15 protein-coding genes and 1 pseudogene are annotated in these 17987 nt (G+C 67.5%); 6 read left to right on the top strand and 10 right to left on the bottom strand.

The window, feature by feature from the left end; translation table 11 throughout:
• Positions 1-4: 4 nt before the first annotated feature.
• The gene (locus tag G6N77_RS13130) at positions 5-418 is read right to left on the bottom strand and encodes a phage holin family protein (RefSeq protein WP_165182623.1); all 414 of its coding nucleotides are present in this window, start codon (positions 416-418) and stop codon (positions 5-7) included.
• Positions 419-482: 64 nt separating this feature from the next.
• On the opposite strand from G6N77_RS13130, the gene hisC reads away from it, so the two are divergent.
• From hisC to G6N77_RS13155, 5 genes are all read left to right on the top strand, one after another.
• Positions 483-1604 (top strand): histidinol-phosphate transaminase, encoded by a 1122-nt coding sequence (gene hisC / locus G6N77_RS13135; RefSeq protein WP_165182624.1) that lies wholly within the window; start codon positions 483-485, stop codon positions 1602-1604.
• Between the two features lie 280 nt (positions 1605-1884).
• Positions 1885-2994, top strand: a complete 1110-nt coding sequence (gene pdhA, locus G6N77_RS13140) for a pyruvate dehydrogenase (acetyl-transferring) E1 component subunit alpha (RefSeq protein WP_240902141.1) — start codon at positions 1885-1887, stop codon at positions 2992-2994.
• On the top strand, positions 2991-3965 hold the full coding sequence (locus G6N77_RS13145; protein WP_165182626.1) for an alpha-ketoacid dehydrogenase subunit beta: 975 nt from the start codon (positions 2991-2993) through the stop codon (positions 3963-3965). Before pdhA ends, G6N77_RS13145 begins: the two co-directional genes overlap by 4 nt.
• A gap of 11 nt (positions 3966-3976) precedes the next feature.
• Complete coding sequence (locus G6N77_RS13150) at positions 3977-5290, top strand: dihydrolipoamide acetyltransferase family protein (protein ID WP_165182627.1); 1314 nt, start codon at positions 3977-3979, stop codon at positions 5288-5290.
• Positions 5291-5375: 85 nt separating this feature from the next.
• Positions 5376-6155, top strand: coding sequence for an SGNH/GDSL hydrolase family protein (locus G6N77_RS13155; protein ID WP_165182628.1), 780 nt, complete (start codon positions 5376-5378; stop codon positions 6153-6155).
• Here G6N77_RS13155 and G6N77_RS13160 read toward each other — a convergent pair.
• The 5 genes from G6N77_RS13160 to ald all read right to left on the bottom strand — a co-directional run bounded on the left by G6N77_RS13160 (position 6152) and on the right by ald (position 10885).
• Entirely contained in the window at positions 6152-7465 is a 1314-nt protein-coding gene (locus G6N77_RS13160) for an aminotransferase-like domain-containing protein (RefSeq protein WP_165182629.1), read from the bottom strand. The genes G6N77_RS13155 and G6N77_RS13160 overlap by 4 nt on opposite strands.
• Positions 7466-7524: 59 nt before the next feature.
• Positions 7525-8166, bottom strand: a complete 642-nt coding sequence (locus tag G6N77_RS13165; protein WP_165182630.1) for a hypothetical protein — start codon at positions 8164-8166, stop codon at positions 7525-7527.
• Between the two features lie 123 nt (positions 8167-8289).
• Positions 8290-8910, bottom strand: coding sequence for a dihydrofolate reductase family protein (locus tag G6N77_RS13170; RefSeq protein WP_165182631.1), 621 nt, complete (start codon positions 8908-8910; stop codon positions 8290-8292).
• The gene (locus G6N77_RS13175; RefSeq protein WP_165182632.1) at positions 8907-9698 is read right to left on the bottom strand and encodes an alpha/beta fold hydrolase; all 792 of its coding nucleotides are present in this window, start codon (positions 9696-9698) and stop codon (positions 8907-8909) included. The genes G6N77_RS13170 and G6N77_RS13175 overlap by 4 nt, the downstream gene beginning before the upstream one ends.
• A gap of 74 nt (positions 9699-9772) precedes the next feature.
• Complete coding sequence (gene ald, locus G6N77_RS13180) at positions 9773-10885, bottom strand: alanine dehydrogenase (protein ID WP_165182633.1); 1113 nt, start codon at positions 10883-10885, stop codon at positions 9773-9775.
• Positions 10886-11116: 231 nt separating this feature from the next.
• Between ald and G6N77_RS13185 the strand changes: the two genes are divergently transcribed.
• Entirely contained in the window at positions 11117-12343 is a 1227-nt protein-coding gene (locus tag G6N77_RS13185) for a PucR family transcriptional regulator (RefSeq protein ID WP_165182634.1), read from the top strand.
• A gap of 3 nt (positions 12344-12346) precedes the next feature.
• Here G6N77_RS13185 and sucB read toward each other — a convergent pair.
• From sucB to gcl, 4 genes and pseudogenes are all read right to left on the bottom strand, one after another.
• Positions 12347-13762, bottom strand: a pseudogene (sucB, locus tag G6N77_RS13190) (2-oxoglutarate dehydrogenase, E2 component, dihydrolipoamide succinyltransferase); the annotation flags it as partial.
• Positions 13644-15035, bottom strand: a complete 1392-nt coding sequence (gene allB / locus G6N77_RS13195) for an allantoinase AllB (protein WP_165182636.1) — start codon at positions 15033-15035, stop codon at positions 13644-13646. The gene allB and the pseudogene sucB, both read right to left, overlap by 119 nt.
• Positions 15028-16182, bottom strand: coding sequence for a glycerate kinase (locus G6N77_RS13200; RefSeq protein ID WP_165182637.1), 1155 nt, complete (start codon positions 16180-16182; stop codon positions 15028-15030). Before G6N77_RS13200 ends, allB begins: the two co-directional genes overlap by 8 nt.
• A gap of 9 nt (positions 16183-16191) precedes the next feature.
• Positions 16192-17976 (bottom strand): glyoxylate carboligase, encoded by a 1785-nt coding sequence (gene gcl, locus G6N77_RS13205; RefSeq protein ID WP_165182638.1) that lies wholly within the window; start codon positions 17974-17976, stop codon positions 16192-16194.
• Positions 17977-17987 lie beyond the last annotated feature (11 nt).

Here is a 17987-nt window from a genome sequence, read left to right on the forward strand (position 1 = left end):
GTGGCTACCGGCGGTTGTCCGACTTGGTCAGCCCGCTCATCAGCATCGAGACGATGCTGATGACCACAGCGGCAAGAATTGCCGTCCAGAAGAAGCTGTCAATGGTGAAGTGGACGGGGGTGTATGAGCTCAGCCATGCCGTCAGCCACAGCATGGCGGCGTTGATGACTATGGTGAACAAGCCGAGGGTCAGGATGGTGACGGGGAGCGAAAACACTTTCACAATCGGCTTCACCAGTGCGTTGACCACGCCAAAGACCAGGCCGATGAACAGGTAGGCAAGGGCAGTGTTGAGCGTGGCATTAGACGTTTCAAGCCCGCCGTTCCCCGTGGTGGTGACGGAAATTCCGGGCAGGATCCAGCCGGCAATCCACAGGGCCACCGCATTGACAAGGACTCGAACCACTATTTTCCTCATGGGGACATGCTTTCACAGTCCCCTTGCGGCACGCTGGCAGCATCCCTGTCTTAAGCTTGGGACTATGACTTCCATTTCCGCATCCCAGCAGTCCGGCGCGCACCCGCGCCCCGTCGTGGGCCGGTTGCCCAAGTACGCGGCGGGCAAGCCGCCCGTGGCCATTCCGGGGCTGGATAGCTTCAAGCTGTCCTCCAACGAGAACCCACTGGGCCCGGTCCCGGCAGTCCTGGAACTTTTGCACGGAACGTTGGAGGTGCACCGGTACCCCGACACGAGCTGCACGGCCCTGCGCAACGCCTTGGCTGAATTCCTGGAAGTGCCCGCCGACGACGTTGTCACGGGTGCCGGCTCACTCGGCGCCTTGAACCAGATTCTGGCCGCGTTTGCAGGACAGAACGACGACGGCTCCCAGGACGAGGTTGTCTACGCCTGGCGCTCCTTTGAGGCCTACCCCATTTGCGTGGGCCTGGCCGGGGCAAAGAGCATCCAGGTTCCCGTCACGGCGGACGGACGCCACGACCTTGCCGCGATGGCTGCCGCGGTCACCGACCGGACCAAGGTGGTGCTGCTCTGCACGCCCAACAATCCCACCGGCCCGGCCCTTGGCGCGTCGGAAACTGAAGACTTCATCCGCGCTGTACCTTCCGACGTGGTGGTTGTCATCGACGAGGCCTACCAGGAGTTTGTCCGCCAGGACGGCGTGGTGGACGGCATCGCCACGTACCGCAAGTACCCCAACGTGGTGGTGCTGCGGACGTTCTCCAAGGCGCACGGCCTGGCCGGCTTGAGGGTGGGCTATTCCGTCTCCCACCCGGAACTCACCCAATACCTCCGCCTGGCGGCCACCCCGTTTGCCGTCTCCGGGATCGCGGAGCAGGCGGCCGTGGCATCACTTGAAAACTACGCCCAGGTTGTGGAAAGGGTACAAAGCCTGGTGGATGAACGAGACCGGGTCACCGCGGGTCTCAAGGAGCTGGGATGGGATGTTCCGGAGGCCCAGGGGAACTTTGTGTGGCTGGCGCTGGGTGCCAATACGCCAGACTTTGCCGCCGTCGCCGCCAGCCACGGCCTGTCTGTGCGGGCCTTCGGCGAAGAGGGAGTGCGCGTGAGCATCGGAGAGGTTGAGGCCAATACCCGTTTTCTCCAGATCTGTGCGGCCTATACAAAAGCGCCACGTCGTTCCTAGCGATTAACAAACCGCGCAAATCGGCACCGTGCGGATACAGTGGTAAATCGAAAATGGAAATATATGCACTTCGCGGAATAGATTCCCGTAGCGGCATATATTGACACCAACGAGTTGGCGCAGCGGGCCGTGTGGCACGCCGTGGGTCAGCAAACGAGGAGACCGTATGGGCGCTGCCCAGCAATCTGCCACCGGCATCGGATCTGAGAACGGAACCCGGGTGGGCCCCGCGGGCGCATCTGCGGGTGTCCTGCAACCCCACACCGTGGGGGAGCGGGACATGGTCCAGCTCCTGGACGCCGCCGGTAACCGCCGGCATGAGGACACCTTCGGCCCCTACGTGGATGAGCTGGACGCGGAGACCCTGCGCGGTTTCTACCGCGACATGGCGGTGGTGCGGCGCTTCGACGCAGAGGCGACGGCACTGCAGCGCCAAGGTGAACTGGCCCTGTGGGTGCCCGTGGTGGGCCAGGAAGCCGCCCAAATCGGTTCCGGCCGAGCCATGCGCCCGGCCGACTACGCGTTTCCCACCTACCGTGAGCATGGCGTGGCCCTGACCCGCGGCCTGGACCTGGCGGATCTGCTGAAGCTGTTCCGCGGCATTTCCAACGGCGGCTGGGACCCCCGGGAGAACAACTTCCACCTTTACACGCTGGTGCTTGCCGCCCAGACCCTGCACGCCGTGGGGTACGCCATGGGCATCCAGCGCGACGCGGCTGCGGACAGCGCAAGCGAGCCGGCCGCCGTCGTCGCCTATTTTGGGGACGGGGCCAGCAGCGAAGGCGATGTCCACGAATCCATGGTGTTTGCCGCCTCCTTCAACGCCCCCGTGGTGTTCTTCTGCCAAAACAACAACTGGGCCATTTCCGTGCCGTTTGAGGTGCAGTCGAAGGTGCCGCTGGTGAACCGGGCCGGCGGCTACGGCTTCCCCGGCATCCGGGTGGACGGCAATGACGTCCTGGCTGTCTACGCCGTGACCCAGTGGGCGCTTGACCATGCCCGCAGCGGCAAGGGCCCCGTGCTGATCGAGGCCTCCACCTACCGCGTGGGCGCCCACACCACGGCCGACGACCCCACCAAATACCGCGCCAGCGCTGAGGAGGAGGCGTGGAGGGCAAAGGATCCGCTGCAGCGGCTGGAGACCTATCTGCGCGCCGAAGGCCTGGCCGATGACGACTTTTTCGCCCAGGTGAAGAACGACGGCGACGAGCTGGCTTCCCATGTCCGCCGCGCCACGCTGGCCTTGGGTGGCGCCAACATCCGGCAAAAATTTGCCACCGTCTACGCCGAGGCGCATCCGCTGGTTGCCGAGGAACTGGCCTGGTTCGAGAACTATGAGGCGGGCTTTGCCGCCGCCGACACACAGACTTCCCAGGGCGGTGCCGCATGAAGACAATGACCATTGCCAAGGCGATCAATGAAGGCCTGCGCGCCACGCTGGCCAACGATGCCAAAAGCTTCCTCATGGGTGAGGACATCGGCTCCCTGGGCGGGGTCTACCGGGTCACCGAGGGCCTCAAGGCGGAATTTGGCGCCCACCGCGTCATGGACACGCCGCTGGCCGAGTCCGGGATCATCGGCACCGCGATCGGCATGGCCCTGCGCGGACACCGCCCCATCTGCGAGATCCAGTTTGACGGCTTTGTCTTCCCCGGTTTCAACCAGATCACCACGCAGCTGGCCAAGATCCATACCCGTTCCGACGGCCAGCTCAGCGCCCCCGTGGTGATCCGCATCCCCTACGGCGGCGGCATCGGCTCCATTGAGCACCACTCCGAATCCCCGGAAGCCCTGTTTGCCCACACGGCCGGGCTGCGCATCATCACCCCCTCCAACGCCAACGACGCCTACTGGATGATCCAGCAGGCCGTTTCGTGCAAGGACCCCGTGATCGTGTTTGAACCCAAGCGCCGCTACTGGCTCAAGGGCGAGGTCGACACGGAAAACAACCCCGGTGACCCGTTCACCGCCCACGTGGTCCGCGAGGGCAGCGACGCCACCATTGTCGCGTACGGTCCGCTGGTCCCCGTGGCCCTGGCGGCCGCCAATGCCGCGGCCGACGACGGGCACAGTGTGGAAGTCATTGACCTGCGCTCCATCTCGCCCATCGACTTCGACACCGTGGAAGCGTCGGTCAACAAGACCGGCCGGCTCATCGTTGCCCATGAAGCCCCCACCTTTGGCGGCATTGGCGGCGAAATTGCCGCACGCATCAGCGAACGCTGCTTTTACTCCCTGGAAGCCCCGGCCATCCGCGTGGGCGGCTTCCACATGCCCTACCCGGTGGCACGCGTGGAGGAACACTACCTGCCGGACATTGACCGCATGCTGGAGGCGCTGGACCGCGCCTTCGCATACTAGGAAGGCCACGCATGTCGACCTCGAATATTTTCAAGCTGCCGGACGTCGGCGAAGGCCTGGTGGAGGCCGAAATCGTTGCCTGGCAGGTCAAGGCCGGGGACATTGTGGCGGTCAACGACGTGCTGGTGGAGATTGAAACGGCCAAGTCCATTGTGGAGCTGCCCTCCCCCTATGCGGGTGTGGTGGCGGAACTGTTGGTGGCCGACGGCGACACCGTGGAGGTGGGAACCCCCATCATCCGCATCGGCGGCTCCGCCGCGGCTCCGGAGGAATCCGCCTCCCCGGCGACGCCCGCCGACGTGCCAGCCGAGGCCCCTGCCATGAAGCCGCTGGTTGGTTCAGGCCCCAAGGCCGACGCCGTTCGCCGCCGCCCGCGGGCAGGCTCCCCGGCCGCTGTGGAGGCAGCCCCTGCCGCCCCGGCAGCCCCGGCCCCCGCAAACCGCGTGCTGGCCAAGCCGCCCGTGCGCAAGGCCGCCAAGGACCTGGGCATCAACCTGGCGGACGTGGCCCCCACGGGCCTGCGCGGGGAGGTCACGAAAAAGGACCTGCTCAGCCACCGGGACCAGCAGGCCGCAGGGCCAGCAGCGGCGGGAGACTTCTGGGCGCACGCCCCCGGCCCGGCAGTGGCGGAGGACCCCCGTATCGAGCGCATCAAGGTCAAGGGCGTGCGCAAGGCCACGGCCAAGGCCATGGTGGACAGCGCGTTTTCCGCCCCGCACGTGAGCATTTTTGTTGACGTGGATGCCTCCCGCACCATGGAGTTCGTCAAGCGGCTGAAGGTCTCCAGGGACTTTGAGGGCATCAAGGTCTCCCCCCTGCTGATCCTGGCGAAGGCAGTGATCTGGGCGGCCGCGCGCAACCCCTCCGTCAATGCCACGTGGACGGGGGATGAGATCATCATCAAGCACTTCATGAACCTGGGCATTGCCGCCGCCACCCCGCGGGGGCTCATGGTGCCAAACATCAAGGACGCGCAGGAGCTGTCACTGAAGGAACTTGCCATTGCGCTGAACGCGCTGGCCACCACGGCGCGGGCGGGCAAGACGCAGCCTGCCGACATGGCCGGCGGCTCGCTGACTGTCACCAACATCGGAGCCCTGGGCATTGACACGGGCACGCCCATCATCAATCCGGGCGAGGTGGCGATAGTGGCGTTCGGCACCATCAAACAGAAGCCGTGGGTGGTCGAAGGGGAAGTGGTGCCACGCTGGGTCACCACTCTCGGCGGTTCCTTCGACCACCGCGTGGTGGACGGGGACCTCTCAGCCCGCTTCATGGCAGACGTCGCAGCCATCATGGAGGAGCCGGCGTTGCTCCTGGACTGACCCGGGCCCGGGCAGCACAGGCTTTCACAGCCAACCTCCAGCAGTCGTTGTGGTCCCCTGCGGTCAGGGTGGCTACGCTTAACGCATGACAATCCGCCGATACCACCGAGCCGGCAGGCTTGCCAGATGGCAAGGCGGGGCCGTCCTGGCCCTCACCGTGCTGGTGCTGGTGGTGGTGGCCATTGCCGCAGCGTCGGCCTCGGGGGTCCCCACGGTTGATCCGGTCAAGGCCGTCCAAGTTGACATCATTGGGGATTCCCTGAGCACCGGGTTCAAGACTCCGGGCGACACCTGGCCGGCCCAGGCCCAGGCGCTGGTCGAATCGATGGGCCTGAAGGCGAACATCACCAACGCGTCGGAAAACGGCGCGGGCTACGTCCAGCAGGGCGAGGGAGCCGATGTTTACCTGGACCTGGTCAACCGCATAGTGAACTCCCAGTCCCAGGTGGTCATGCTGTTTGGCTCGGACAACGACACTGGCGCCTCAGGCGTGGATGGGGCCATGCAGCAGACCCTGGCCCGGGTCAAGGTGCTGGCCCCAGATGCCAAGGTCATAGTGGTGGGGCCGACGTCGGAGTCCAATGACACCGCCGGCCAGCTCACCGGGATTCGCCAGTCACTGGCCAAGCAGGCATCCGCCATAGGTGCACGGTTCATTGACCCGGTGGCACTGGGCTGGTTCCAGGGCGAAGGTGCGAAAAACCTTGCGGATGACCTGGAGCATCCCAACAGTGCCGGGGAGAAGTTCCTGGCCCAGGCCATGACAGCGATCCTGGCGCCTGACATCAAGTCCGCCATGCGCCAGGACCAGCTGAAAAAGGCCATCTCCGGGAAGGTGCTGCTGGGCACCCCGCAGAAGGGCTAGTTTGCGGCGATGGCCTCCGCGAGGACCGGGGCCAGCCGGCGCACGCCTTCGCGCAGCGATTCGGGCGGCACGGCACTGAAGGCCAGGCGCAGCTTGTTGCTGGGGCCCTCGGCTGCCGAGAAGGCCGCGCCGGGCACAAACACCACCCCGGCGTCGATGCCCTTGTAGAGCAGCGGGTAGGTGTCGATCCCTTCCGGCAGTGTAAGCCAGACAAAGAAGCCGCCTTCGGGGCGCGTCCAGGTGACGCCGTCCGGCATGAACTCATCCAGCGCGGCAAGCAGGGCCGTGCAGCGTTCCTCGTACAGCTTGCGGTACGTGCTGATTTGGCCCATCCAGTCGTAGTTGCGCAGGTAGTCGCTGACCAGCATTTGGTTGAAGGTGGGCGGGCACAGGGTGACTGCCTCGCTGGCCAGGTAGTACCGCTGCTTCAAGTGGGCCGGCACCAGCGCCCACCCTATGCGCAGGCCGGGGGCGAAAATCTTGGAGAAGGAGCCCAGGTAGAGCACGTCCTCAGGGTTCGCCGCGCGCAGCGGTGCCGGCAGGACGCCGTCGAACTTCAGCAGGCCGTAGGGGTTGTCCTCCACGACAAGGATATTCGCCTCGCGGCATATATCCACGATTTCCTGGCGGCGCTCCGGGGCCAGCATCACCCCGGAGGGGTTGTTGAAATTGGGGATGGTGTAGAGCAGCTTGATGCGCTTGCCAGCGGCTTGTAGCGCGGCAATGCGTTCGCGCAGCAGGGACGGGATGATGCCGTGGCCATCGCCTGCCACAGGCTGGACATCAACCTCGTAGGCCTCGAAGGTGTTCAGCGCGCCCACATAGGTGGGGTCCTCGAGCAGGATGACGTCGCCGGGGTTGCAGAACACCTTGGCGGCCACATCCTGGGCGGACTGTGACCCGGCCGTGATGACCACATTCTCCGGGTCGGCGTCGGGAATGCCTTCGGCCGCCATGACTTCGCAGATCTGCGTCCGCAATTCCAGGGTGCCCTGGCCGCCGCCGTACTGCAGGGCCTCCAGGCCGTGTTCGGCAATGATTGCCGCGGCAGTGGCGCCCAGACGTTCCAGGGGAAGCGACTGAAGGTACGGGTTGCCGCCGGCCAGCGAGACGAGCCCGGGCTGCATGGAAATCTCAAATACGTCGCGCACGGCGGACTGCTTGATGTTTGCGGCACGCTCGGAAAGCAGGGCGTCGTGGCGGTGTGGGGGCGTGGCCGTGGCGGTGGCATGGGCCCGGCCCAGTGCGTCGACGGCTTCTTCGGACAGGGTTTCGGCGGCTGCATTGGCGCCGGCGGCTGGAGTGTTCACCGTGTCAGGATACAACCATTGTTGCTAAATAGGCATCAAAAGTTTTTACAGGAATGCTTCTATTTCAAACTCAGGGCATCTTTCAACGTTTTTCCGTTGATGGTGATGGCAACGGGTGTGCCGGCGGCCTGCTTTGCCGTCAGCAGGAGCTGCTGTTCCACCCTGGGGATGTCGCATTCCCCGCCCATCGCCAGCGTTCCTGTCAGGTGGGCCGTGACGGCGGGGCCGCTGCGGTCCACGGATTCCACCGAGAGCTGCGACTGCCACAGGGCGTTGTCCAATCCGGACTGGCCCAGCTGCCGGGAATGGTCGGACAGCAGGGCCCGGAGTGCGCCCTCCACGGGGTCGGTGTAGCTGATCGACGCACTGGTCACGGCCACCGCGCTGTCGCCGCAGCCCACCAGCGGGCCGGAGGCGCCGCCGTCGCCTTGGGCGATGTAGAACAAGGTGACCGAGGCCGTGGTGGGAAGGACGGTGGGTTCGTCCGTTGCTGTCGGCGGGACGGGCGCCATCGCCGAAGTCCCTTGGGTGGCCGCCGCCGTGGACGACGCCGTTGCCTGGCTATGTCCTGTTCCCCCGCCCCCCGTCGGGGTGCCGCTGGCCGCCGGGCCGGCAGGCGTTCCCGTGCATCCGGCCAGGGCAATGGCAGAGCCGGCCAGCAGGGCCAGCCATGGGTGCGGGGTGTGGCGTGTCCGGAACATGGGATCCTCCTCGGCGGGTCCCTTCACCTTGCGGACCCGGTCCCACGAGCCTACGGGCGCGGCAGGTGGAACCCTAGGGAGCCGGGGGAAAGGGGGCCGAAGAGCAACCTCATTGCGGCGCAGTCACGGAGTGGTGCGCCTGTATGTCAGATGGGTCACGAGGCGGGTGGCGCGGGCTCCAAGTTGCTCGAACTCCGTGAGGGGCAGTCCGGAAAAAAGCCGCTCTCCGGCCCCGAGCACCACGGGGGCGACATGGAGGCGCAGCTCGTCGATCAGGCCCGCAGCCAGGTATTGGTTGATGGTTGCGGCGCCTCCGCCAATGGCGACGTTGCGCTCCCCGGCGGCTCGGCGGGCCAATTCCATCGCTGCCTCCGGGCCGTCCGCAACGAAATGGAACGTGGTGCCGCCAGCCATTTCAATGGACTGGTGGGGGTGGTGGGTGAGCACAAAGACGGGAGCGTGGTACGGCGGGTCCTCGCCCCACCAGCCGCGCCACGGGCCGTTTGCCGCGCCGTCCCAGGACTCCCATGGGCCGCGCACGGGGCCGAACATGTTCCGGCCCATGATGAACGCGCCCGCGTCGGTGATGGCCGCCAGCTCCGGCGCATTTGCGTCGGGATCGTCAAACATCCATGTGTGCAGGACAGTGCCGGCGCCGACGCCGAGGGGGTGCTCCAGGCTCTGGTCCGGGCCGGCCACATAGCCGTCCATCGAAATGCCCACATCACAGGAAACCAAGCTCATGCCAGGCTCCCCAGAAACGCCGCGATCCTGGTGGCCATCACGTCCGGCTCCCAGCTGTGGTTCGCGGCAGGGATGACGCCGGTGCTTCCGTGGGGCACGTTGGCGGCGATGGAGTCGGCGGCCGGCGGCATGATGGGCAGCGTCTGTTCGCCGACAAGGGCCAGCGTGGGTGCCTGGATGGACGCCCACAATTCGGCGCGCGGGGCCGACTGGGTCCAGGCCAGCGACTCCGTGTCCGCTTCCAGTGACGGCCCCATGGAGGTCATGACCGGCCAGCCGGGACTGCTCCGGGCGCCCTCCAGCCATTCCGGCGGCATGTCCTTCATGTAGTAGGCGATGACGTCATCGCCGTCCCCCGCCGCAAGTTTCTCGCGCAGGCCAGCCAGGTTGGCCGCGCTGTCGGTGCCCAGTTCCTCACCCAGCGGGGTCTCCCACAGCACCATGGCTGTGACGGGCAGTCCGGCTGCGGCGGCAGCCAGGCAGATTGAGCCGCCGGAGGAACTGCCGAACAGCGCCGACGGCGCCCCGGCCGCGTCGATGAGCGCACGGAGGTCCTCAATGGTGTCCGCCAGCGTAAACGAGGGCGCCTGGGCGCTTTCACCGCGTCCCCGGCGGTCGAAGTTGATCACCGTGTACCCGCGGGCGGCCAGGAGCTTGGCCATGGCAACGGTGTTGGAGTCGAAGCCGCGGAACTGCATGGCGCCGCCCACCAGGATGACGGGCGGGCCCGATCCGTCGGCGTCGTAGGCGATCCTGGTGCCGTCGCTGGAAGTGGCGAAACTGCTCATGGCAAACGCTCCTTAAGGTTCTCTGGACGGCACGCTACGCTGCTGCGCGCGTGCCGTCCAGCACTTTTTGCCCCCTAGACCAGCTGGCGCCAGTCGTCCGCCAGCGGCAGGCCGTGTGCGGTGGAAACAGAGTGGTGGGCCACCTGCCCGCCCGCCACGTTGAGGCCCGCAACCAGTGCCGGGTCTGCCTCCAGCGCGGCGGCGGCCCCCTTGTTGGCCAGCGCAAGCGCGTAGCGGAGAGTGACATTCGTCAGCGCGTAGGTGGAGGTGTTGGGCACGGCGCCGGGCATGTTCGCCACGCAGTAAAACACGGAGTTGTGGACCGTGAACGTGGGGTTTTCGTGCGTGGTGGGGTGTGTGTCCTCGAAGCAGCCGCCCTGGTCCACGGCAATGTCCACCAGCACGGAGCCGGGCTTCATCTTGGCCACGAGCTCATTGGTGACGAGCTTGGGCGCCTTGGCGCCGGGAATCAGCACCGAGCCTATGACCAGGTCCGCCTGCAGCAGGGCGCGCTCGATTTCCAGCGAATTGGAGGCCACTGTCTTCAGCCGGCCCTGGTAGTGGTCGTCGAGCTGGTGCAGCCGGTCAATGTTGATGTCCAGGATGGTCACGTCCGCGCCGGCGCCGATGGCCATGGCCGCCGCATTGGTGCCGGACACGCCCGCGCCCAGGATCACCACATTGGCGGGCCGGACGCCGGGGACGCCGCCAAGCAGGATGCCCTTGCCGCCGGCGGGGGCCGTCAGGCATTGCGCGCCGACCTGCACCGAAAGCCGGCCCGCCACCTCGGACATGGGCGCCAGCAGCGGCAGGGCCCGGCCGATCTGCACCGTTTCGTAGGCGATGGCGGTGACGCCGCTGTCCATGAGGGCGCGGGTCAGCTCCGGCTCGGCCGCCAGGTGCAGGTAGGTGAACAGTACCAGGCCCTTGCGGAAGTACGGGTATTCAATGCTGATGGGCTCCTTGACCTTGACCACCATGTCGGCACGGCCCCAGACCTCGGCCGCGTCGGTGACCAGTTCGGCGCCGGCGCCGGCATATTCCTCATCCGTGATGCTTGAGCCGGTCCCGGCGCCGCGCTCCACCAGCACAGTGTGGCCCTGGCGGGTGAATTCGTGCACGCCGGAAGCCGTCATGGCCACGCGGAATTCGTTGTTCTTGATTTCCTTGGGAACGCCGATGATCATTGTTTTTCCTTCTCAATGGGCCGATGCGGGCCGTCATTTCCGGTGCGGCTGGTGTCCGCCTTGATACAGCCCACACTATGTCCGGATTGTGGGTCAGCTCATGGCCGGCGGAGGTGCCCGGGCAGTGGAAACCGCGCCATTGCTGGACTCCTTGGATCCCCAGCCCGACATTTGTCGAATCCCGCAGGGCCAAGTGTCGCCCACTGTCTGTTCTGCCCGTACGCTGAAACCATGCGAAACCAGGAGATCGAGGACCTTGTGGAACAGCTTGCGCTGGAACTGGGCCGCGGGCTCTCCCTGGAGGACCTTGACGGGCTGTTGCTGGCGTACAGCGCCAACCAGTCCCATGCCGACCGGGTGCGGGTGAACTTCCTGCTCAGCAAGCGCGTTCCCGCGGACGTCAGCAGCTGGCAGCTTTCCCATGGCATCGCCGCCGCCGTGCGGCCCGTGGTGGTCCCCGCCAATGCGGAACTGGGCATGCTGGGGCGGGTCTGTGTGCCGCTGCTGGTCCGCGGATTCCGCGTGGGGTACCTCTGGGTCCAGCAGGACGTCCAGGAGCAAAGCGCGACGGCGATCCTCGCCCAGCTGCCCCAAGTCCGGGATTCGCTGGACCTCCTGGCCACCCTGCTGCTGGATTCCAACACGGCCGAATCCAGCCAGCGCCGCGCCCGCGAACAGCAGTTCCTGGCAGCCGCGGACGGCGACAGGCACGCCGTGGACATTGTCGGCGAATGGCCCGAGGTCCGGCAGCGCGGGCCGTGGCAGGCGGCCACCGTGTATGCCTCCCCGGGCATGCCTCTGGACCGGCCCAAACAACGTCCTGTGCGGGACCCGCTCGCCGCAGCCCTGGTGCACCGCAGCGCCGGGCTGCAGGCCACCGTCGGCATCGACACTGCCCTGTTTACGGCAGGCCTGGGCTCGCACACGGTGATGCTGCTGCGCTCCACGCAGGGCCGCACTGCCCATGCCGCGGTGCTGGGGCGCTACGCAAGTGAGCTGGCCAAGCGGACGGGGGAGCCGGCGTCGAACGTGGTGATGGGCATCAGCGAGCCGTTCGCCTCGCTGCGGGCCCTGGCCGCGGCGTACCGGGAATCGCGGATCGCGGCGCAGGCGGCGGTGGTGGACCCCGTCCTGGGGGAAATCCTGGATGTGCGCGGCGCCGGCGTGTATGAGGTGCTGGCCGGGGGTTCGGCGGATCCTGAAGACAGCGTCTACTACCGGCTGATCAGGGGGCGGCCGGATGCCGATGAGCTGTTTCCCGTGCTGGAGCTGCTGTATGACAACGACGGCGCCGTGGCCGGGATTGCCGAGCGCCTCCACCTGCACCGCTCCACCGTGTACAACAGGATTTCCCGGGTCCGCGGGATCATCGGCGCGGACCCGCTGGCCGGCCGGGTCAGGCTCGAATTGCACCTGGCCCTGAAGGCGGCCCGCTGGGCGGGCCGCCCCCGGATCTAGCGGCTACGCGTCGAACTCGGCAGCTTCCAGTCGCCGGGTCACGGCCTGCAGGAAGCGGCCCGCGTCTGCACCGTCCACCAGGCGGTGGTCGTACGTCAGGCACAGGTACATCATGTGCCGGATGCCCAGCACGTCCGCCCCGTCCCGGTCCCTCACCACGCCGGGGCGCTTGACGATGGCGCCGACGCCGAGGATGCCCACCTGCGGCTGGTTGATGATCGGGGTGTCGAACAATGCCCCGACGCTGCCGATGTTCGTGATCGAGAACGTGCCGCCGGAGAGCTCATCGGCGGCGACCGATCCGGCGCGCGTGCGGGCGGCGACATCCGCGATGCCACGTGCCATGCCGGCCAGGTTCAGGGTGCCCGCGTCCCTGACCACGGGCACCAGCAGCCCCTTCGGCGTGTCCACGGCGAACGCGAGGTGCTCGGCGCCGTGGTATGTAATTGTGCCGGCAGCTTCGTCAAACTCTGCATTGAGCACGGGATGCTGCTTCAGCGCCCCGGCCACGGCCACTGCGATGAACGGCAGGAACGTCAGCTTCACGCCGTTCCGGTCCGCGAAGCCGGCCTTGGAGGCCTCGCGCAGGCGGACCAGTGCCGTCACGTCAACCTCGTGCACCTGGGTCAGCTGCGTCGAGGCGTTCAGCGATTCGCGCATGCGCCGGGCAATGACCTGGCGGATCCGCGGCGCCTTCACGGTGGTGCCGCAAAGCGATGAGGGCACGACGGCGGCCGCCGGCCTGGGTGCCGGCGCGGCAGCTGCCGCCGGGGCCGTGGGGGCCGCCGATGCCGAGGAAGCGGCAGCGAGGATGTCCTGCTTGCGGATGCGCCCGCCCACGCCGGTTCCCGTGACAGCGGAAAGCTTCACGCCGTGCTGCCGGGCCAGTCTGCGCACCAGCGGCGTGACGTAGCTGGCCGGGGTTTCGACCTGCTCGACTACCGGCGGCGGAGGAGCCGGCATTTTTGTAGGCGACGTAAAGGAGGGCGGAAGGCCGCCCGCGGCCGACGCAGCCGGAAAGCCGGACGGAAAATGCCGGTCCGGAGCCCCGGTCTCGACCAACGGGGCAGGCGGGGCGCCGATGTGGGCCAGCACCTGGCCAATCTCCGCCGTCTGGTCTTCGCGGACCAGGATGGCTTCGAGGACGCCGGCAAAGGGGGAGGGTAGCTCGGTGTCGACCTTGTCGGTGGAGACCTCCAGGAGCGGCTCGTCCAGCTCGACGGTGTCGCCCACCTCCTTCAGCCACCGGGTGACGGTGCCTTCGGTGACGCTTTCGCCCAGGGCGGGCAGCAGGACGGCCTCAGGCACGGGACTCCCTGGTCTCGACAGCCGGAACTGCCGGATTGCGCAGCAGCTTGCCCGTGGGGGTGACGCCGTCAATCTCGGCACCGGCCAGGAAGGTGCGCCGGACCACGCCGGTCAGGGATGCGCCGTCGTACGGGGTGATGGGGTTCTTGTGCTTGAGCCGGGTCACGTCCACCACCTGGGATTCGTCGGCGGCGAAGATGGAGAAGTCGGCGTCGGCGCCCACGGCCAGGCGGCCCTTGGCCTCGAGCCCCACCAGCTTGGCCGGTGCGGATGACATCCAGCCGACCACTGTTTCCAGCGGGATGCCGCGCTTGCGGGCCTCGGTCCAGATGAGCGGCAGGCCCAGCTGGAGCGAGGACACGCCGCCCCAGGCCACGGCGAAGTCGCCGTTTTCCAGGTCCTTCAGGTCCAGGGTGCTGGGGGAGTGGTCGGAGACGATGCAGTCGATGGTGCCGTCTTCCAGACCCTGCCAGAGCTGTTCGCGGTTGCCGGCCTCGCGGATGGGCGGGCAGCACTTGTACGCGGTGGCGCCGTCCGGCACGTCCTCGGCCTGCAGGGTGAGGTAGTGCGGGCAGGTCTCCACGGTGATCCGGACGCCGTCGGCCTTCGCAGCCGCGATCAGCGGGAGCGCCTCGGCGGAGGAGAGGTGCAGGATGTGGGCGCGGGCGCCGGTGCGGCGGGCCGCGCCGATAACCTGGGCGATGGCAGTGTTCTCGGCGGAACGGGGGCGCGAGGCGAGGAAATCGGCGTAGTGCCGGCCGGGCACGGCCGGGGCCTCCTCGATGGTCCGCGAGTCCTCGGCATGGACAATGAGCAGTGAACCGAAGGAGCCGATCTCCGCCAGGTCAGTCTCCATTTCCGCGGCTTCCAGGTGCGGGAACTCGTCCACGCCGGAGTGGATGAGGAAGCACTTGAAGCCGAATACACCCTCGTCGTGGAGGGGGTGGAGGTCCGCGGTGTTGCCCGGGATGGCCCCTCCCCAGAAGCCCACGTTGACAAACGTCTGCCCGTCGGCGGCCTGGCGCTTGAGCTCGAGGTGGGCCACCGTGGTCGTGGGCGGGATGCTGTTCAGCGGCATGTCCACCACGGTGGTGACGCCGCCGGCAGCCGCGGCCCGGGTGGCGGAGGCGAAGCCCTCCCAGTCCGTGCGCCCGGGCTCGTTGATGTGGACATGGCTGTCCACCAGGCCCGGCAGCAGGGTTTCGTCCGCGGCCAGCTCAAGGGTTTCGCGGCCTGTCAGGCCCGCGCCGAGGGGCACGACGGCGGCAATCACGCCGGCGTTCACGCCCACCTCAAATGCGCCGGTGCCTGTCGGGGTGAGGACGTTCGCGCCGCGGATGACGAGGTCAAAAGTTGTTGAGTCAGGCTGTGTTGTTTCAGACAAGGGAGGTCTCCTCTTTCAGGGCCGCGGCCAGTTCCAATCCAATGGTGGCACCGATCCGCTCCAACAGCTCCCCCGCATGGCTCATGCAGCGGGAGGTGTCGGGCTCAAGGTCGGTCAGCGCGAACGTCCGGGCAAAGCCGGCGCCGCGCAGTGTTGATTCATTCAGCGTGGTGCGCCCGCAAACGGCCAGCGTCCGGACCCCGGCCAGCTGTGCCGCGGCGGCAACCCCCACAGGGGCCTTGCCGCGCAGGCTTTGGTGGTCCAGGCTGCCCTCGCCGGTAATGACGACGGCGGCACCCGGGATCCGCTGCGCCAGTGCAGTCAGCTCCATGACCACGTCAATTCCCGGGCGGCGGGAAGCATTCAGCACGGCCAGGGCCGCAAAGCCAACGCCGCCCGCGGCGCCGGAACCCGGGTGGTCGCTGGCGTCCACCGAGTGCATGCCCAGTTCATTGGACAGCACCCGGAAGTAGCGTTCCAGCGCGTTTTCCAGCTGGTCCACCTGGGCCAGGGAGGCACCCTTCTGCGGGGCGAAGACGGCGGCTGTGCCGTCCGGCCCCAGGAGCGGGTTGTCCACGTCGCTGGCCAGGGTGAAGTGCGTGCCGGCCAGCCGGGGGTCCAGGGTTTCCAGCACGATCCGCGACACGGCGGCCAGTGCAGCCCCGCCCCGGGGGATGGGCCGCTCCCGCGCGTCCAGCAGCTTCGCGCCGAGGGCGGCCAGCATGCCGGCGCCGCCGTCGGTGCAGGCGCTGCCGCCCACGCCCAGGACAATTTCCGTGCAGCCGTGGTCCAGCGCCGCCGTCACTAGCTGGCCCGTGCCGAAACTGGACGCTGTCAGCGGGACCAGGGTGCCGCCGTCGAGCACGTTCAGGCCGGAGGCCGCTGCCATCTCGATGACGGCCGTGGCACCCTGGACGGCGTAGTCCGCTTCAACGGCGCCACCCGTGGGTCCCTCCACCGTGGCGGTGACCCGGGTGAACCCGGCTGCGATGGCGGCCTCAACCGTGCCTTCGCCGCCGTCGCCCAGCGGGACCAGCTCAATCTCCAGGCCCGGGTTCGCCGAGCGGAGGCCCGCAGCCAGGTGGTGGGCCACCTCAGGAGCGGACAGGGACCCCTTGAATTTGTCCGGGGCTAGGATGACGCGCATGGCACGGCCCTAACCCAGCATCGACAGCGCCATGATGGCGGTCGGTGCGTCGGCTGCCGTCTCGGCCAGGTCGTTGAACTCGTTGACGTTGTCCAGCTCGGTGCCCATCGCGATGTTGGTGACGCGCTCCAGGATGGCCTCGACCACCACGGGAACCTGGAACTCGTCCATGAGCCGCTTGGCTTCGGCGAACGCGGCGGGCATGTCCTCAGGGCGCTCCACGCGGACCGCCTTGCAGCCCAGGCCCTCGGCGACCTTGATGTGGTCCACGCCGTAGCCGTTGGTTTCCGGGGAGTTGATGTTCTCGAACGCCAGCGACACGTGGTAGTCCATCTTGAAGCCGCGCTGCGACTGGCGGATCAGGCCCAGGTAGGAGTTGTTGACCACCACGTGGATGTACGGCAGCTTGAACTGGGCGCCGACGGCCAGTTCCTCGATCATGAACTGGAAGTCGTAGTCGCCGGACAGGGCGACGACGGGCTGGCCGGGCTTGCCGCGGACCACGCCGAGGGCTGCCGGGCCGGTCCAGCCCAGGGGGCCCGCCTGGCCGGCGTTGATCCAGCGGCGCGGGCCGAAGACGTGCAGCATCTGCGCGCCGGCAATCTGGGACAGGCCGATCGTGGACACGTACGTGGTGTCCTCGCCGAATGCCTTGTTCATCTCCTCGTACACGCGCTGGGGCTTCATGGGCACGTTGTCGAAGTGCGTCTTGCGCTGCAGGCTGCCCTTGCGGGCGGCGCACTCGTTGGCCCAGGAGGTGTAGTCCGGGACGGTGCCTGCGGCCTTGCGCCCGCGGGCCGCCTCCAGCAGCACGTCCAGGGCGGCTGCGGCGTCGGAAACGATGCCCAGGTCCGGGGCGAAGACACGGCCGATCTGGGTCGGTTCGATGTCCACGTGGACGAACTTGCGGCCCTTGGTGTAGGTGTCCAGGCCGCCGGTGTGGCGGTTGGCCCAGCGGTTGCCGATGCCGATGACTGCGTCGGACTCCAGGAACGTGGCGTTGCCGTAGCGGTGGGCGGTCTGCAGTCCCACCATGCCCGCCATCAGCGGGTGGTTGTCCGGGATGGCGCCCCAGCCCATCAGCGTGGGGATGACGGGGATGGACAGCAGCTCGGCCAGCTCCACCAGCTGGGCGGAGGCCTCGGCACTGATGACGCCGCCGCCGGCCACGATCAGGGGGTGCTTGCCGGCCAGCAGGATGTCCAGGGCCTTCTCGGCCTGCTTGCGGGTGGCGGCCGGCTTGTTCGGGGCCAGCGGCTCGTAGGCGTCAATGTCGAATTCGATCTCGGCCATCTGCACGTCGATGGGCAGGTCCAGCAGGACCGGGCCGGGACGGCCGGAACGCATCAGGTAAAACGCCTTCTGGAAGGCGCCGGGAATCTGGCCCGGTTCCTTGACCGTCATGGCCAGCTTGGTGACCGGGGCGGCGATGGTTTCGATGTCCACGGCCTGGAAGTCTTCCTTGTGCAGCTTGGCCACGGGGGCCTGGCCGGTGATGCACAGCATCGGGACCGAATCGGCCCAGGCCGCGTACAGGCCGGTGATCATGTCGGTGCCTGCGGGGCCGGAGGTGCCGGTGCAGACGCCGATGTTCCCTTCGGCGGCGCGGGAGTAGCCGTCCGCCATGTGGGAGGCGCCTTCAACGTGGCGGGCCAGGGTGTGGTTGATGCCGCCGTGGTCCTTCATGGCGGAATAGAACGGGTTGATGGCCGCGCCGGGCAGTCCGAAGATTTCCGTGGCGCCTTCCTTCTCCAAGATCAGGATGGCTGCGTCAACGGTGCGCATTTTAGTCATGGGGTGCTCCT

Origin of the sequence: Arthrobacter silviterrae (assembly GCF_011045165.1) — a bacterium.
GTDB lineage: Bacteria > Actinomycetota > Actinomycetes > Actinomycetales > Micrococcaceae > Specibacter > Specibacter silviterrae.

Bases quoted from the DNA above. Each gene is read 5' to 3' on its own strand.
- G6N77_RS13170 (WP_165182631.1), bottom strand. From the start codon at position 8,910: ATGAGCTTGGTTTCCTGTGATGTGGGCATTTCGATGGACGGCTATGTG.
- G6N77_RS13200 (WP_165182637.1), bottom strand. From the start codon at position 16,182: ATGCGCGTCATCCTAGCCCCGGACAAATTCAAGGGGTCCCTGTCCGCT.
- G6N77_RS13150 (WP_165182627.1), top strand. From the start codon at position 3,977: ATGTCGACCTCGAATATTTTCAAGCTGCCGGACGTCGGCGAAGGCCTG.
- G6N77_RS13185 (WP_165182634.1), top strand. From the start codon at position 11,117: ATGCGAAACCAGGAGATCGAGGACCTTGTGGAACAGCTTGCGCTGGAA.
- gcl (WP_165182638.1), bottom strand. From the start codon at position 17,976: ATGACTAAAATGCGCACCGTTGACGCAGCCATCCTGATCTTGGAGAAG.
- G6N77_RS13130 (WP_165182623.1), bottom strand. From the start codon at position 418: ATGAGGAAAATAGTGGTTCGAGTCCTTGTCAATGCGGTGGCCCTGTGG.
- pdhA (WP_240902141.1), top strand. From the start codon at position 1,885: ATGGTCCAGCTCCTGGACGCCGCCGGTAACCGCCGGCATGAGGACACC.
- ald (WP_165182633.1), bottom strand. From the start codon at position 10,885: ATGATCATCGGCGTTCCCAAGGAAATCAAGAACAACGAATTCCGCGTG.
- G6N77_RS13155 (WP_165182628.1), top strand. From the start codon at position 5,376: ATGACAATCCGCCGATACCACCGAGCCGGCAGGCTTGCCAGATGGCAA.
- G6N77_RS13175 (WP_165182632.1), bottom strand. From the start codon at position 9,698: ATGAGCAGTTTCGCCACTTCCAGCGACGGCACCAGGATCGCCTACGAC.
- G6N77_RS13165 (WP_165182630.1), bottom strand. From the start codon at position 8,166: ATGTTCCGGACACGCCACACCCCGCACCCATGGCTGGCCCTGCTGGCC.
- G6N77_RS13145 (WP_165182626.1), top strand. From the start codon at position 2,991: ATGAAGACAATGACCATTGCCAAGGCGATCAATGAAGGCCTGCGCGCC.
- hisC (WP_165182624.1), top strand. From the start codon at position 483: ATGACTTCCATTTCCGCATCCCAGCAGTCCGGCGCGCACCCGCGCCCC.